Below are 15,933 nucleotides of genomic sequence, written 5' to 3'. Positions count from 1 at the left end.
ATTTTATTAGGGGTAGATCATTTTGATTTACCCCTTTTTTGTATAAAAAACTCTTAAATGTTTATTAATAATATTCGAGAAGAAGTATTTGACATGAAATAAGTTATCTACTATAATCTATTCATAGTAAAATAGTATGAATTGAATTATTAGTTACAAAAGATAAGTGGAGGAAGTTTAAATGACATTTAATATTGAATTATTAGCAGCTATTGTATTTGCTATATTAGCCTTAGGTTTACTTTGGTACCTTAATAAAAGAAAAGTTTCATTTTCAGTAAGGACTTTAATTGGATTAGGATTAGGTCTTACTTTTGGATTAACTTTAAAAGAGAATTCACTAATTGTAGAACCTATAGGAAAGGTATATATTTCATTAATTAGAATGGTTGTAATTCCTTTAGTAATGGTATCTATAATTAACAGTATATCTAATTTTGAGGATAGCAGTAAACTAAAATCTTTAGGAATTAGAGCTATGGGGATGCTTTTAGGAACCACAGCTATAGCCGGAATTGTTGGTATTGTATTTGGAAAAATTTTCTCTGTTGGGAAAGGTATAGTATTCGAAGGAGCAGAAAATTTTGTTCCTAAGGAAATTCCAAGCTTTATGGATGTATTTAATGATATGCTTCCAACAAACCCTATAAAATCAATGGCTGAAGGACAAATTATACCAGTTATAATTTTTGCATTATTTATAGCTTTTGCAATTATTATGGAGGAGAAAAATAATAAGGAAAAGGTAGCACCTTTTAAGGCTTTCATAAATTCATTTAGTACCATATTAATGAGAATAACTAGAATTGTATTAAGATTAACACCATTTGGAGTATTTGGTCTTATGACAGCTGTAGGGGCAAAAAATGGTGTAAGTACATTAATGCCACTTTTAACTTTTGTAGTAGCAATTTATTTAGCCCTAGCTTTTCAAATTTTTATTGTACATAGCTTGTTTATATTAATTTTTAAAAGAAGAAGCCCTATTAAATTCTTTAAGGGAATATGGCCAGCACAAGTTGTTGCATTTACAACTCAAAGTAGCTTTGGAACATTACCAGTAACTATAGAATCATTAGAAGATAATATTGGGGTATCAAGTAGTACAGCAAGTTTTGTTGCTTCATTAGGTTCTACAGTTGGTATGAATGGATGTGGAGGAGTATTCCCAGCTATAGTAGCTATATTTGTTGCAAATGTATTTGGAATTGAACTTACATTAACTCATTATATTTTAATGATTTTAACTATAGTTGTTGGTTCCGTAGGAATTGCAGGAGTTCCAGGTGCAGCTACAATGTCTACAACACTTATTTTAACAACATTAGGACTTCCAATAGAAGGTATGGCTATTATTTTAGGTGTAGATGCAATAATAGATATGGCAAGAACTCTTACTAATGTAACAGGAGCTGGACTTGCAGCTTACATAGTGGATAAAGAATGTAAATAGATTAAATTTAAGAACTATAACCAAGGTTTATAAATTGGTTGTAGTTCTTATTTTTTTAGGGAAGCTACAAGTTTGATGAAATAAATAGAGTATAGTAAAATATTACTAGTAAAAGGAGGGAAGATTATGTTAGAGGTAAAGGAATTAAGTAAAAAATTTAAAGACACCGTGGTTGTAGACAAGCTTTCTTTTAATGTAAATAAAGGGGAGATAGTTGGTCTTCTTGGGGAGAATGGAGCAGGAAAGACAACTACTCTTAGAATGATATCAACAATGCTAAAAATTACTTCTGGAGAAGTTAGAGTGAATGACTATGATGCTTCAAAGGAACCTGAAAAGGTAAGAAGAGAAATTGGAATACTTTTTGGTGGAGATATTGGACTTTATGATAGACTTACAGGAAGAGAGAATATAAGATATTTTGCTAATCTTTTTGGAATTAAAAATGATGAAGCAAACAAAAGGATAGATGAACTTTCTAAGGATTTTGGTATGGAAGATTATATTGATAAAAAGGTTGGTAAATTTTCAAGAGGGATGAAACAAAAAGTATCTATATCTCGTTCAATAGTTCATAATCCATCAGTTATGTTATTTGATGAACCAAGTACAGGTTTAGATGTAAGAGCTACTAGGGTTGTTCATCAATTTATAAAGAAGTGTAAAGAAGAAAATAAGACTATTTTATTTTCTAGCCACTCAATGGCTGAGGTAGAGAAACTATGTGATAGAGTTATTATTATTCATAAGGGCAAGCTTGTAGAGCAGGGTAGAATAAATGAACTTAAGGAAAAGTATAATACAGAGGATTTAGAAGAAGTATTTGTATCTTTAATTGGAGGTGATAAGGATGAGTAATTTCTTAACAGTTTTAAAGAAAGAATTAACTGACATTATTAGAGATAGAAAAACCTTAGCCTTTACAATAATTCTACCTATTCTTATATATCCTTTAATGTTTAAGGTTATGTCAACAGCAATGACTAGTTCAACAACTGAAGCACAGAAGGAAAGTAGAATTGTACTTCAAGGTGACAAGGACTCAAGTATAGCAGCTCTATTAAAAAATCAAGAAGGTATAATAATTGAAGAGGTGGAAAACCCATCAGAAGCATTAAAAAGTGGAGATATACAATTAATAATTAATATACCTAATAATTTTGATGCAAACATAGCTAGTGGAAAAGTTACTGATGTAGAAATATTAATGGATGATGAATCCAATAAATCAACAGCTGCAGCAGGAATTATATCTTCTATTTATGATGCATATAGCAAACAAATAGTAACTTCAAGATTACAAGAACAAGGTGTAGATGAAGATCTTTTAACGCCTTTTAATGTTGATATAAAATCTGGAGTAAGTAAAGATGGTAATATGAATCAATTAGGAAATTATATGACAGGAATGTTACCAAGCATGGTTGTATTACTTCTTTTATCTTTAACACTTGGACTTGCATCTGAGCTTGGAGCAGGAGAAAAAGAGAAAAATACTTTTGAACCTCTTTTATCTACATCAGGAAATAGAAGCTCAATACTTTGGGGCAAAATAGGTAGCCTTTGTATAATGGGAGCAATTACATTATGCTTTAGTATGATATCTTTGTGGATTTCATTTAAACAATATATTTCTGAATTATCAGGAGGAGAAGAAATAGCTCTTTCATTAAGTGGAAAGTCTATAGTATTAACAATAGTTTTCTCATTATTACTTATAGTTATAATTTGTGCCCTTCAAATATGTATAAGCTTATTTGCTAGAAGCACAAAGGAAGCTAATACTTATCTTTCTGGATTAATGATGCCTATGATGATACTTTCATTTATTCCAATGTTCTTAGATGCAAAAAGTATTAATGAAGTTTTCTTCCACATACCAATAATAAATTCTGTATGTGTTATAAAGGAAGCTATGGTTGGAATTTTTAATACTCAGCATATTCTTTTTGTATTAGGATGGCAAATAGTATATGTTATTGCTGCTGTTGTAGGTGCTAAAATAATGTTCTCAAGAGAAGAAGTTGTCTTTAGAAGTTAAGATAAATAAAAAAATATAAGAATATATATTTATATAAATATATGAATATTTAAATAGGATTATATTAAATTTTCTCATATAGAGATACTTCAAATTAACTATAGTTATAAGAAATAAAGAGACAGGAAGGTAATACCTTCCTGTCTCTTTATTTACATGCTGCAAACACTTTCTTGTTATCTGTTATATTTACATTTCTAAATCATCATATTTGTACTTTTTTATTCGGTATTTATATCATAACTAAAATATGCTTATTAACTATTTAATATATTATTTTAATCTTAAAGTTTATGAAAAATAATTTTCAAATTTAATAAGGAACTATAAAAAATACATTCATGCAATAGATTACAAAAAAATACATATTTGTATTGAAATATAATTTTAAATTTTGTATAATTAATATGAAATAAAATTTTAAAGGAGGAAGATAAATGCAAAAAGGTTACAGGAAAGTTATTTTAGGATCTCTCAGCGCAATGCTTTTATTAAGTGGGTGTCAAAGTGGTGAGAAATCTCAACAAAATGAAACTGTACAAGCACCATCACAGTCTTATGAAGTTAATGCTGAAGATTTAGCAAAGCTTATTACTATTTTAGAAAATGGTAACTTCGCTATTAATGGAGAAGATACAGGTGTAAAAGCACAAGGACCTCAGGGTGAGAATGGAAAAGATGGAGTAAATGGCTTGCAAGGCATTATGGGAATGATGGGACATAAAGGTGAAACTGGAGCACAAGGGCAACAGGGGATACAAGGACCACAAGGTGTACAAGGGCCACAAGGTGTACAGGGACCACAGGGAGATTCGGCAACAAATAAACCAATTGCTTTAAACTCATGGGAGGCAGCATTATTGGGAGCAATATCTGAATTTCAAGATGGTGGTGGCTATTTAACTAATTTAAAATTGAATGACAATTTGATTGCTCAAGGATTTACACAAACTACATGGCAAGGGATGGATGAAGCCTTTAAGATGGGAGATAATGATTTGTATCCAACAATCGATATTTCTAAAGCAAGACCTTCCTTTTGTTCAAGTGCCACATATATGCTATTATTAAAGACAATATCAAATTGGGATGCTAAGCAAGAGGAACGTCATGTTTCACAATCTGCATGGAGAAATTTGAAACCGATTACTATTGGTACAGAAGAGAAGCCTCGACAAGACGATGGTTATGGATGTTGGGGACGTGCTAATGCAAACGCAAATGGATTTTCAATTCTTATCCATGAATTAGGAGCTGGCAAAAACTTTTATGTTGGAACTCGTAATGAGTATAACAAAGAACAAGAATATTATAATGCATGGGATCAAGCACAACGTTTAGATTTTATGAAAATTTTCTGGAATGAAAATATTGGATGTGGGGAAGTAGATGAATCAGGTCATATGGTGGTTTATTTAGGTTCTGAACCCAATACTGATAGTAATGGAAAACGTGATGATATTATTTATTATTGGTCAAGTAACGGATCTAAAGCAGATATAACAAAAGGCTATGGAGTACAAACAACTACAATGTCAAAAGTAAAACGTGCAGTCTTTACACGAATTACAAATCCAGAAAATTTTGATATGGCAAAAACTATTTCTTCATATAATAAGCAGGAATTTTTAGATGCGATGAATGGAAAAAGAAATGGTACTGTTGAAGAGATGAAAAAATATGCAGGTATAGATTAAGTATATACTTAATATTTAGGATATAATATAAAGATTTTACTAGGTATGTAGAGACGAGGTGAAGTGACTGAAAAGTTACTTCCTTCGTTTTTTTATTAAGAACTTCAAAGGGGCAATGATAAAAATTATATTAGAGATCAAATATAGAGTGAAAATAAAACAGGAAGGCAGTACCTTCCTGTTTTAAATTATTTACAGTAAATTTTCTTTAAGTAGCCATCTAATTCTTTCTTTTCGTCATCCTTTAAACAGTCTTTTTTAGATTTCTTTAGTAGCTCTTTAAATTTTGCGTAATCTTTATCCCCTAACTTACATTTAGCTATCTTATTTTTTAATGATATTAATTTCTTAATTTGATCCTTTGAAAGATCGTTATTTTCTTGTAAACACTTATTGATTTCTCCAAGTGCCTTTTTATCATCATCAGATAATAATTTTAGATTTTCAGCTTTAGATAGCATCTTAATATCTTCAGCAGCACGTTCTTTACCAAGCTTATGCTTATGATGTCTACTTTCATCTTCCTTATTTCCAGCATCTTTCTTTTCAGATTCTGGAGCTGTAACTGTTGTAGTTTCATTTGGATATTCTACAGCACTTGCTATTATAGCAGAAGATCCACTAACTAAAGCAAGAGATAATGCTATAGCACTTACATATCTTTTTATCATTTGTATTCACCTCTATATATAATTTTGAACAAAATTAGTATGTGACAAACAATTAATGAGTATTCACAGAGTTGTTGTACTTATTTCGTATATAAGCAATTTGAATACAAGAAGGCATTATTTGTTTGTATATTTCAGACTTAAAATCTGAGTATACTATTGAGTTTTCCTTAATTTCATTTAATAGACAGCTTTCTATTTTTTCTGTTGAATAATTGGAATTAAAATTTATCTTAAGTTTCTTACATATATCAATAAGCATATCTTTATAATAAACAGAGCCATTTAAAAAGTAATCTTGCAGTGAAGTTGCCCCTAGCTTTTGTATATCTTCAGCTATATAGGTCCAAGGGGTATTCTTATTTTTGTAATCTTTTAAGTTAAGATAGTTAGCTAGTTTTTCTAAGTCATCATTAGAACAATTTTGTAAAAATTCTAAATCAGGATCATATCTATAACTCATTTATATCCTCCTAAAAATACTTATAGTAATGTCTATAATATTATTTCCATTTTTATGATAAGTATAACTTTAGTTATATTGTAAAAAATATAATAAATAATTGAAACATAAGGAAAGATGATATTTATGACTACATTTAAATGGAATGATATTTTAAATAAAAATAGAATTAAAGAATATAAATCTGCCAAAAAGAATTTTGATGGTAGAGATGAATTTGAAAATGACTATGATAGGATTCTTTTTAGTGCATCCTTTAGAAGACTTCAAGATAAGGCTCAAGTTTTTCCCCTTGAGAAATTAGATTTTGTTAGAACAAGATTAACTCACTCCTTAGAGGTATCTTCAATTGGAAAATCCTTAGGAATGATTATAGGGCTACAGTTAATCTCTTTAACTAAAGGAACAGATGATGAAATAGACTTTCAAATGGTAGAAGAAATAGGGAATGTGTTATCCTGTGCAGGACTTATACATGATTTAGGAAATCCACCCTTTGGACATTTTGGGGAGGTTGCCATTAGAGAATGGTTTGCTTCTAAGTTAAAAGAAAATAAGGATGGGAGTTTCTATTTTAAATTTGAGGAATATGAATTTAACTTAGAAAGGCAAGAAGCATTAGATCTTTTAAACTTTGAGGGGAATGCTCAAGGTCTTAGAATTTTAACTAAGTTACATTTTGTTATAGATAGATATGGAATGAACCTAACTACTGGAGTTTTAAATTCAATTATAAAGTATCCTATATCATCCTTAGAACTAGGAAATAAGAAGTTTGGTGGCAAGAAAATTGGATATTTTAAAGCAGAGGAGAATACCTTTAATTATATAGTTAATAGTACTAAGATAGGTAAAAATAGAAATCCATTAGTATATATACTAGAGGCTGCTGATGATATTGCATATCTCTTAGGGGATTTAGAAGATGCATTTAGCAAGAAAATATTTTCACATGAATTATTTAAAAATAAATATAGGGAGTTTATAAAGGAAGAAGGATATGAAGAGAAAACCCTTGAGGAAAGCTTATCTTTTTATCTTTCTAAGAATTATGAGATTGCAAAAGAAGAATATGGATATGAAGATCCAGGGGAATATGCCCTAAAGTCATTTATAATAAAGTTAAATAGATACTTTAAGGATTGTGTTTCAGAAGAATTTATATCCTCCTATGATAAGATTATGAGGGGGGAATATAAGGGGAATCTTATAGAAAATTCTAAAGCAAATAAGGTATCATCCTTTTTAAGAAGAATATCTAATGAATATGTATATAATAATGATAGAATTGTATCTAATGAAATTGTAGGGTATAAAATAATAGAATTTTTACTAGATACCTTTATACCTGTTGCGTTAAATAAGGATGTAAAACCTTATGAGGGGTATGATGGAAAACTATATTCACTTATTTCTAAAAATTATAGATTTGTATGTGAACATAGTATTGAACAAAAGGATTGTAGCGAAGAATATTGTAGATTATTATTAGTTACTGACTTTATATGTGGTATGACAGATTCATATGCTGCTTATATTTATCATGAATTGTTGGGCATGAGGGTTTAAAATATTAAATTTTTATTATTATTCTAACAAAATACAAAATGCATGAAAAAATATAGAGATAATTAAGTATGTGTTATAAAAAATTAAAAAGTAATAGTAATTTAATAATGAATTGTGGTATTATATTATTTATTGAGGAGGGATAATATGGAATTAAATTGGAGCTTGAAGGAAATATATCCTTCATTTGAAAGTGAAGAATTCAAAAATGATTTAGAAAAGTTAGACCAAAGTATAAAGTCTTTAAATACTTGGGCTGATGAAGTGGTTTGTGAGGAAGGTAATGTAAGACCAAAGCTTGAAGAATATATAAAAAGATCTTCAAAATTATCTGAGTTAATTGGTAGGCTTGAGGCTTTTATTTCTCTTACATTAAGTGCAGACACTAAAAATTCAGAAGGGTTAAGATATTCTGATATATTAGATAGTAAACTTACTGAGATTGTTGAAGCAACTACAAAGCTTGAAAGATGGATTAGTAATATAAAAGATATCGATATTGTTATTAAGGGATCAGAAGTTTTAAAAGAGCATGAATTTTACATTAAAGAAATAATAGAAAAGAGTAAATATCTTCTTTCAGATAGGGAAGAATCTATAATTTCTAAAATGAAGAATACAGGATCAAATGCTTGGCTAAAATTAAAGGATAATTTAATATCTAACTTAAAGGTGGACATAGAAATAGATGGTGAAATGAAAGAACTACCTTTAACAGTGGTATTAAATATGGCTTATGATCCAAATGGGGAATTAAGAAGAAAAGCTTATTTTGCTGAAATTGAATCATATAAAAAAGTTGAAGAGGGTGTAGCAGCAGCCTTAAATGGAATTAAAGGTGAGGTTTTAACAGTATGTGATTTAAGAGGATATAAATCACCTCTTGATATGACTCTTGTTAATTCTAGAATGGATGAAGAATCATTAGATGCAATGCTTGAAGCTATGAAGGAAAGTATGCCTTTATTTAGAAAGTATTTAAGAAGAAAAGGTGAACTTTTAGGATACAAAAATGGATTACCATTCTATGAAATGTATGCACCTGTTTCAGAAGCTGAAATGAAATTTACTTATGAAGAAGCTGCAAAGTATGTAGAAAAGAACTTTAGAACTTTCAGTGACCATTTAGCTGATTTTGCTAAAACTGCAGTTGAGAAAAGCTGGATAGATGTATTGCCTAAAGAAGGTAAGGTTGGAGGAGCATTCTGTCATAACCTTCATTTCTTAGGTGAAAGTAGATTTTTACTAAACTATGGAGAACAGTTTGGTGATGTTGTAACTATGGCACATGAGCTTGGACATGGATTCCATGGAGAGTGTTTAAAGAATGAAGAGATATTAAACTCTGATTATCCAATGCCAATTGCAGAAACAGCTTCTACATTCTGTGAAACTATTATTAAAAAAGCTGCTATAAAAGATGCAACTAAGGAAGAGGCTTTAGCTATTCTAGAAAATGAAATATCAGATTGTACACAAGTTATTGTAGATATATATTCTAGATTCTTATTTGAGAAGGCTTTTTTTGAAAAGAGAAGAGAAAGTGCTTTATCAGTAGAGGAGATAAAAGAATTAATGTTAAATGCTCAAAGAGAAGCATATGGTGATGGATTAGACCCAGAATACTTACATCCATATATGTGGACATGGAAGCCACATTACTATTATGCAGACTCTAACTTCTATAACTTCCCATATGCATTTGGATTATTATTTGCTAAGGGATTATATGCTGAGTATTTAAAGAAGGGTAAGGAATTTACTACTGAATATGAAAATCTTCTTTCAATTACAGGTAAAAATGCTATAGCTGATATAACTAAAGTTGTAGGAATTGATATTCATAATAAGGAATTCTGGAAAAATTCCCTAAAGACAATAGAAGAGGATATAGAACAATTTATAGAGTTAACTAAATAGATAGAAAAGGGATGTATCAAAAATATTTATGATACATCTCTTTCTTTTTTGGAAGAAGTATTATTAACTTGTTAGTTATAACTATTTGACTTATAATACTTAGATAAAGGATAGATTTTACAATATAGATAGGATGATATAAATGAAGTATGATGAAGCAATGGATTATATACATAAGGTAGGTAATTTCGGATCTAATTATGGCCTTGAAAGAACCTATAGACTACTAGAAATCCTTGGCAATCCACAAGAAGGATTAAAGTTAATACATATAGCAGGAACAAATGGTAAAGGATCAACCACATCTATAATAACTTCTTTACTTATGGAGAAGGGGTTTAAGGTTGGCATGTATACATCTCCTTTTTTAGAGGAGTTTGAAGAAAGAATACAAATTAATAGAAATAATATTCCTAAGGATACTTTAGGTAGACTAATGGATGTTTTAAAAGTTTCTGTTGACCAGGTTATTTTAGAGGGATATAATCATCCAACAGAGTTTGAAATAATTACTTGTTTAATGCTTTTATATTTTAAAGAGGAAAATATAGATTATGGAGTTATTGAAGTAGGCTTAGGAGGAAGACTAGATTCTACAAATGTTATAACTCCAATACTTAGCATAATTACCTCTATAAGTTTAGACCATACTAACCTTTTAGGAAGTACCTTAGAGGAAATTGCAGGTGAAAAGGCTGGTATTATAAAAAAAGCTATACCTGTTATTAGCTATCCTCAGGAAGAGGAGGCAAGGGCTGTCATTGAAAGAGTATGTAAGGAAAATAACTCTTCCTTATATATAGTAGATAAAAACAAAGGGCATTTTTTAAGTGTTGTTAATAAGGATAAGATATACCAAAAGGTAGAAGTAGAATTTAAGGATAGAAAAATAGAATTAGATTTTGCTCTTCTTGGAGAACATCAAATTACTAATTTATTAGTAGCTTTAAAGGGTATAAGCCTGCTTGAGGAAATTGAAAATATTAAGTTTACTCTAGACGATATAAAAGAAGCTGTAAAAAAGGTACAATGGAAAGGTAGACTAGAGGTTATGAAAAATAATCCTTTAGTTGTTATTGATGGAGCTCATAATATTCAAGGTATAAAAACATTAAATGAAAATGTACATAAGTATTTCACTTATAAGAATATATATTTATTATTAGGGATATTAGCTGATAAGCAAGTTGAAGATATGGTGAAAGTTATTACTCCAGAGGCTAAAAAGGTGTATGCGCTAACACCTCATAGCAATAGGGCAGAGTTATCAAAGGATTTAAAGAAGGTTATAGACAAGTACAATTCAAATTGTATTGCTCTAGATAGCTACGAAGAAGGGCTAGATTTAGCTTTATCAGAGGCTAATGAAGAAGACTTGATTTTAATAAGTGGGTCACTATATATGATAGGTGATATGAGAGGCATTATTAGAAGGAAATTCAATAAATAAAATATGCTAGAGGGTGGGGATTTTATGACCTGTGAAGGAAAGGATATATGCTACAAGGACCTAAAAACATTTTATGAGGAAAATAAAGGGGAGGTATACACATACCAAAACTTTGAGGAAGCAGGAAAAGATGAGGTAAATTCGATTTTTATGGGCAATGATTTACCTACCTTTGATATGATTGGAAATTCTAAAAGGTTATTAAGAATTATTGACTTAATAATTGAAGATGAATCTAATATTAGTGAAGCAATATCTTTCATAGAAGAACATCCTTTAATAAAGTATTATGGGGAGTTTATAGTATTAATTAATGGAAGAATTGAATCTAATATTATTAGCAAAAGGGATATAATAAAAGTTGGAAGATCAATGGCTTTTAAAGGGAGCTCAAAAGAAGAAATAAAGCTTGGATTAACCCTTTTGTTTTTTGATGAAATTGAAGAAATAAAGGAAAAACTTTTTGTTTTAGCCTTATATAATGAGTATTCTTTTTATGTTGCTAAATTACTTGTAAAGTTAAAAGATTCTGATGAGATATTATTTGATTTAGCTAAAGTATCTCAGGCAGCAGGAAGAGTAATGTATACAAATTATATAGATGTACTCAATAAAAATATGAAAGAGTGGATGGTCTGTGAAGGTTGGAAAGGGGAGCATTTTAAGAATTTTCTTTGGAATACCACTATAATTAAGGTGGGTTATGATTACTTCCTGAATAATGACAACATTAATGAGAAAACTTTCAGGGCTTTTGGAGAAGTAGTAAACAATATATTTGTATACTATAATTATGAAAAGCTATCTATATTTAATAGGTTAGTAAAAAGATATATTGATTTATTTGAGGAGTATGGTAAAGACACTAAAAGTTATTTAACCTTAGGAAATGTGTATAGATATATACTTGATGAATCAATAATGGAGGATGAATATTATAAAAAAACTCAAAAGTTCTATTTAAAAATAGATTGGACAAGAGTATTTAATGATGCTATAAAAGATGAGACTATTGATTCACCATTATTATTTCAATTAGCTGTTGAAATGGATGAGGACCTATCTGTAGAGGAATTAAACATGATCTTAAAAAGGAATCCTAGAGATTATGTTTGGTATAAGTATATAGAAATGTTAAATGAAACTTCTTATTCAAATTTATTAATAAGTACAGTTAAGAAATCTCTAAATTTAAAGGAAATATTTATAGGTCCAAAGGATTTATCAAAGGAAGTTTATGTTGAGGATAGTAGTGATTATTCATTACTTTTAATAGCTTTAGAATCTCTAACAAGAGAGAGCATAATTAGAAATCAAGATTTCCTTGTAGAATGCTTAAATGCTGATTTAATAGATATAAGATTATCAGCAATTGATAAATTATGGTCTATTGAAGATCGATGGACAAGAAAAACCCTATCTTCACTTGAAGATGCAATTGAAAATGAAGTTGTTGATTGGATAAGAAAAAAGTTAATTTTCATTATATATGAAAATAACAACAATTTTATAATTACTGATATTAATAATCCAGAAGAGGAGATTGAAGGAGAAGATATATTTTTAACTAATATAATTATACCTACAGTTACTGCTAACAAGCTTAAATATAATAATGAGTTAGTAAAAGAAGGAGATGTTTTGACTCTTATAAATGGCTTAGATGGATATAAAGAGGATAGAATATTCATTACTACTAGCTTTGGATTAGTTCTTGGAGAGTTAAGCAGTAGAGAAGGAGAAGTTATTAAGAATCTTATTATGGCAGGAGAGAGGATTGCAGGTAAGATTGAAAAATATGATGATAATATAGATTTTATGTATATAAGTCTATATAAAAAGGGAGATTACTTAATTAAAGAGTTAAGTAATATAATAAATGAAAAGTTCAAATTTCTTATAGAAGATTAAAAACTCAAGTATTATTACTTGAGTTTCTTTTTTATCTATTTTCTTTCCACTCTTTAAGAGCTTTAGCAAGTTGGTCTGGACAAGAAGTACCTCTCCCTCTGCAGTCTATACCTTGTAATTTATTTATTGCATCTTCAACATTCATGCCTTCTACTAATCTAGATATACCTTGAAGATTACCTTCACAACCTCTTAAGAAGTTAACCTCTTTAATAATATCATTTTCTATTGAAAAAGTAATTTCTGTAGAACATGTCCCCTTTGTCTTGTATGAATACATGAACATACCTCCCTGTAATTTTATTTATAACAAATTATATTATATATGGTAAGGGCATAGAAATAAAGTAAAAAATATGGTGAAAGTTGTCCCATTAGAGATAATGACACATATATTATAAGTACAATAAGGTTTCCTAAAGGGGTTGTTTTTAATGAATTCTATAGCAATTTGCAATACATCAAGTGATAATTTAAGCTTAATAGATATAGAGAGTTATTCAGTAGACCATATCCCCTTAGATTTAGGAGAAAAACCTGTTGGACCTCATGGGATAGAGTATGAAAATAATACTATAATCACATCAAATAATTATAGCAATAGCATATCTTTAATAGATATGCATTCAAAGAAAGAGGTAAGCAATCTATATGTTGGAGCGCATCCTAATGATGTTAAGCTTTATGAAAATAAGGCTTATATTGCCTGTGGAGAAAGTAATTCATTATTAGTAATGGATATGGCAAGTGAGGAAATAACATGTAATATAAAACTTGAATCATATCCCCATAGCATTGCATTAGATAAAGAGAAGGGAAGAATGTACATTAGTAATATGGACGGACACTCTGTATCTATTATAGATTGTTTAGATAACAAGGTGATTGGAAGAATTAAAGCACCAGAGTATCCAACAAAGATTTTACTATCTAAGGATAAAAAAAAGATTTACCTATGTGAAAGTTATTTAGGGTATGACATTGAAGGTTATATAGATATAATTTCTACAGAAAATTATAAAAGCATTGGAAGAGTAAGGGTAGGTATTACACCAGTTGATATGTATGAAGATGGAGAAGAATTATATGTATCTAATTTTACTGAGGGATCTATTAGTGTGGTAGATATAAATAGATTAAGGGAGACTAAAAAAATATACGTAGGTGGAATGCCAAGAGGAATTATAAAGCAAAAATATACTATATATATAGGAGATTATATGGGTGGAAAATTAAGAATTATAGACTTTAGTAAAGAAAAAGTAAAGACCATACCTATAGGCAATGAACCTAATGGTATGATCCTTATTAATTAGTTTCTTCAAATAAAATATTAATTATTTTATTATAAATTTCAGAAGGGTTTTCTTGCCACTTACTACAAAGCAAGGAAGCTTGTTTTTTAGTAGGAACTGATACTTTTAAATCAATTAAAGGTAAATTATCTTCAATTGCTGTTAGTTCTACTAAGAAGTTATCATTTTTAGCTAAAGTGTAATCACTTTGAATAGTTAATTCTTTTTTTATTAACTCTATTTTTTCGTTAATATAATTGTTTATTATAGATATTTTTGAAGGGGAAATTCTGTCCTTAAAAAAGGATAGAACATTTTCTCCTTTTTTTGTTAGTACTATTAACTTTTTTTCATTTATGTCTTCATATCTTATAAACTCGCTAGAATCAAGTTCGCTTATATATTGTTGAAGTGTAAAGTAGTTAATAAGATTGTTTTCTAGCACTATTTCTGTAAGCTGAGTATTTGATATAGGCCTGTTTAATTCCTTTAAAATATGTAAAAGTAATAGCTTATTTTCAGCTAATTCTGCTGTGTTTTCAAACATAATAAAACCTCCATCTCCACTGAAAGTATAGATTTATTATATCATAAATTATTATTAAGTGAATATAAATTTAGAGATAGAAATGATAGGGGTTAGAAGTTTGGAATGGAAAAAGGTTAGAATTGGATTATCCTTGTTACTAATAGCTGTTTTAATAGGTGGATCTTTTTTGATTAATGGAAAGACTAAAAGTACTTTTGGGGAAGTTGCAGAAGTACCAATTTATTCAGTAGATAAGGAAGAAAAAGAAATAGCACTAACTTTCGATATCAATTGGGCGGAAAATGATTACATCTATAGCATATTAGATACCTTGGATAAATATAATGTAAAGGGAACATTCTTCGTAATGGGAGGATGGGTAAATTATAGTGATGAAAATGTGGTGAAGTTAAAGAAGATTAGCGAGAGGGGGCATGAGATAGGGAATCATAGTTATAAGCACCCTATCTTTAGCAAGATAGGAGAAGAAAGAATTAAAGAGGAACTTAGAAAAACAGATGAAGTTGTTGAAAAATACACAGGAAAAAAGCCAAGCGTTTTTAGATTTCCAAGTGGAGATTATAATGCACAATCATATAGGACTGTAACATCTTTAGGATATAAATGTATTCAATGGGATGCAGATTCTGTAGATTGGAAGGAACAAGGTGAAGAAGTAGAATATAACAAAGTCATGAAGAAGGTAAAAGCAGGATCTATTCTTTTATATCACAATAATGCTAAATATACTCCAAGTAATTTAAATAGAATAATACCTGAACTACAAAAGCAAGGGTATAAATTTGTCACTGTAGGAGAATTAATCTATACAGAAGATGCTTATGTTGACAAAGATGGAGTACAACATAGAAAATAATTCTATTTAATATTGAAAATGGAATATGTAATGTATTATAATGGAAATAGGTGCTTG

General features: G+C 29.2%; 14 protein-coding genes. 10 read left to right on the top strand and 4 right to left on the bottom strand.

Annotated elements, in window-relative coordinates; all coding sequences use genetic code 11:
* Positions 1–181 precede the first annotated feature (181 nt).
* The 4 genes from I4V16_RS01130 to I4V16_RS01115 all read left to right on the top strand — a co-directional run bounded on the left by I4V16_RS01130 (position 182) and on the right by I4V16_RS01115 (position 5,191).
* Complete coding sequence (locus I4V16_RS01130; RefSeq protein WP_049177626.1) at positions 182–1,453, top strand: dicarboxylate/amino acid:cation symporter; 1,272 nt, start codon at positions 182–184, stop codon at positions 1,451–1,453.
* A 126-nt stretch (positions 1,454–1,579) separates the two neighbouring features.
* Entirely contained in the window at positions 1,580–2,311 is a 732-nt protein-coding gene (locus tag I4V16_RS01125; protein WP_111937297.1) for an ATP-binding cassette domain-containing protein, read from the top strand.
* A complete protein-coding gene (locus I4V16_RS01120; protein ID WP_111937296.1) occupies positions 2,304–3,494 on the top strand; it encodes an ABC transporter permease in 1,191 nt (396 codons plus the stop codon). Before I4V16_RS01125 ends, I4V16_RS01120 begins: the two co-directional genes overlap by 8 nt.
* A gap of 482 nt (positions 3,495–3,976) precedes the next feature.
* Positions 3,977–5,191 carry a hypothetical protein gene (locus I4V16_RS01115; protein ID WP_153061829.1) on the top strand — a complete coding sequence of 405 codons (1,215 nt, stop codon included), beginning with the start codon at positions 3,977–3,979 and terminating at the stop codon, positions 5,189–5,191.
* 188 nt (positions 5,192–5,379) lie between these two features.
* Here I4V16_RS01115 and I4V16_RS01110 read toward each other — a convergent pair whose 3' ends face one another.
* Together I4V16_RS01110 and I4V16_RS01105 are read right to left on the bottom strand one after the other, a co-directional pair.
* Positions 5,380–5,862 (bottom strand): hypothetical protein, encoded by a 483-nt coding sequence (locus I4V16_RS01110; RefSeq protein ID WP_099329028.1) that lies wholly within the window; start codon positions 5,860–5,862, stop codon positions 5,380–5,382.
* Positions 5,863–5,914: 52 nt separating this feature from the next.
* A complete protein-coding gene (locus tag I4V16_RS01105) occupies positions 5,915–6,325 on the bottom strand; it encodes a DUF3944 domain-containing protein (RefSeq protein ID WP_111937294.1) in 411 nt (136 codons plus the stop codon).
* Positions 6,326–6,451: 126 nt separating this feature from the next.
* Between I4V16_RS01105 and I4V16_RS01100 the strand changes: the two genes are divergently transcribed.
* From I4V16_RS01100 to I4V16_RS01085, 4 genes are all read left to right on the top strand, one after another.
* Positions 6,452–7,894 carry a deoxyguanosinetriphosphate triphosphohydrolase gene (locus tag I4V16_RS01100; RefSeq protein WP_049177622.1) on the top strand — a complete coding sequence of 481 codons (1,443 nt, stop codon included), beginning with the start codon at positions 6,452–6,454 and terminating at the stop codon, positions 7,892–7,894.
* A 147-nt stretch (positions 7,895–8,041) separates the two neighbouring features.
* On the top strand, positions 8,042–9,814 hold the full coding sequence (locus tag I4V16_RS01095; protein WP_049177621.1) for a M3 family oligoendopeptidase: 1,773 nt from the start codon (positions 8,042–8,044) through the stop codon (positions 9,812–9,814).
* A 142-nt stretch (positions 9,815–9,956) separates the two neighbouring features.
* Complete coding sequence (locus I4V16_RS01090; RefSeq protein WP_049177620.1) at positions 9,957–11,264, top strand: folylpolyglutamate synthase/dihydrofolate synthase family protein; 1,308 nt, start codon at positions 9,957–9,959, stop codon at positions 11,262–11,264.
* Between the two features lie 24 nt (positions 11,265–11,288).
* Positions 11,289–13,175 carry a hypothetical protein gene (locus I4V16_RS01085; RefSeq protein WP_049177619.1) on the top strand — a complete coding sequence of 629 codons (1,887 nt, stop codon included), beginning with the start codon at positions 11,289–11,291 and terminating at the stop codon, positions 13,173–13,175.
* A 31-nt stretch (positions 13,176–13,206) separates the two neighbouring features.
* Here I4V16_RS01085 and I4V16_RS01080 read toward each other — a convergent pair whose 3' ends face one another.
* Entirely contained in the window at positions 13,207–13,455 is a 249-nt protein-coding gene (locus tag I4V16_RS01080; protein WP_049177617.1) for a TIGR03905 family TSCPD domain-containing protein, read from the bottom strand.
* A gap of 154 nt (positions 13,456–13,609) precedes the next feature.
* On the opposite strand from I4V16_RS01080, the gene I4V16_RS01075 reads away from it, so the two are divergent.
* Positions 13,610–14,491 carry a YncE family protein gene (locus I4V16_RS01075; protein ID WP_195966361.1) on the top strand — a complete coding sequence of 294 codons (882 nt, stop codon included), beginning with the start codon at positions 13,610–13,612 and terminating at the stop codon, positions 14,489–14,491.
* Here I4V16_RS01075 and I4V16_RS01070 read toward each other — a convergent pair.
* A complete protein-coding gene (locus I4V16_RS01070) occupies positions 14,484–15,017 on the bottom strand; it encodes a DUF4364 family protein (protein ID WP_049177614.1) in 534 nt (177 codons plus the stop codon). The genes I4V16_RS01075 and I4V16_RS01070 overlap by 8 nt on opposite strands.
* 100 nt (positions 15,018–15,117) lie before the next feature.
* Here I4V16_RS01070 and pdaB point away from each other — a divergent pair, with 100 nt between their 5' ends.
* Positions 15,118–15,876 (top strand): polysaccharide deacetylase family sporulation protein PdaB, encoded by a 759-nt coding sequence (gene pdaB, locus I4V16_RS01065; protein WP_195572328.1) that lies wholly within the window; start codon positions 15,118–15,120, stop codon positions 15,874–15,876.
* Positions 15,877–15,933: the final 57 nt, after the last annotated feature.

Origin of the sequence: Clostridium sp. 1001283B150210_160208_E6 (genome assembly GCF_015669365.1) — a bacterium.
Lineage (GTDB): Bacteria > Bacillota > Clostridia > Clostridiales > Clostridiaceae > Clostridium > Clostridium paraputrificum.
This window is presented reverse-complemented; position numbering and strand designations above follow the sequence as displayed.

Coding starts and splice junctions, on each gene's coding strand:
- I4V16_RS01130 (WP_049177626.1), top strand. CDS start 182: ATGACATTTAATATTGAATTATTAGCAGCTATTGTATTTGCTATATTA.
- I4V16_RS01125 (WP_111937297.1), top strand. CDS start 1,580: ATGTTAGAGGTAAAGGAATTAAGTAAAAAATTTAAAGACACCGTGGTT.
- I4V16_RS01120 (WP_111937296.1), top strand. CDS start 2,304: ATGAGTAATTTCTTAACAGTTTTAAAGAAAGAATTAACTGACATTATT.
- I4V16_RS01115 (WP_153061829.1), top strand. CDS start 3,977: ATGCTTTTATTAAGTGGGTGTCAAAGTGGTGAGAAATCTCAACAAAAT.
- I4V16_RS01110 (WP_099329028.1), bottom strand. CDS start 5,862: ATGATAAAAAGATATGTAAGTGCTATAGCATTATCTCTTGCTTTAGTT.
- I4V16_RS01105 (WP_111937294.1), bottom strand. CDS start 6,325: ATGAGTTATAGATATGATCCTGATTTAGAATTTTTACAAAATTGTTCT.
- I4V16_RS01100 (WP_049177622.1), top strand. CDS start 6,452: ATGACTACATTTAAATGGAATGATATTTTAAATAAAAATAGAATTAAA.
- I4V16_RS01095 (WP_049177621.1), top strand. CDS start 8,042: ATGGAATTAAATTGGAGCTTGAAGGAAATATATCCTTCATTTGAAAGT.
- I4V16_RS01090 (WP_049177620.1), top strand. CDS start 9,957: ATGAAGTATGATGAAGCAATGGATTATATACATAAGGTAGGTAATTTC.
- I4V16_RS01085 (WP_049177619.1), top strand. CDS start 11,289: ATGACCTGTGAAGGAAAGGATATATGCTACAAGGACCTAAAAACATTT.
- I4V16_RS01080 (WP_049177617.1), bottom strand. CDS start 13,455: ATGTATTCATACAAGACAAAGGGGACATGTTCTACAGAAATTACTTTT.
- I4V16_RS01075 (WP_195966361.1), top strand. CDS start 13,610: ATGAATTCTATAGCAATTTGCAATACATCAAGTGATAATTTAAGCTTA.
- I4V16_RS01070 (WP_049177614.1), bottom strand. CDS start 15,017: ATGTTTGAAAACACAGCAGAATTAGCTGAAAATAAGCTATTACTTTTA.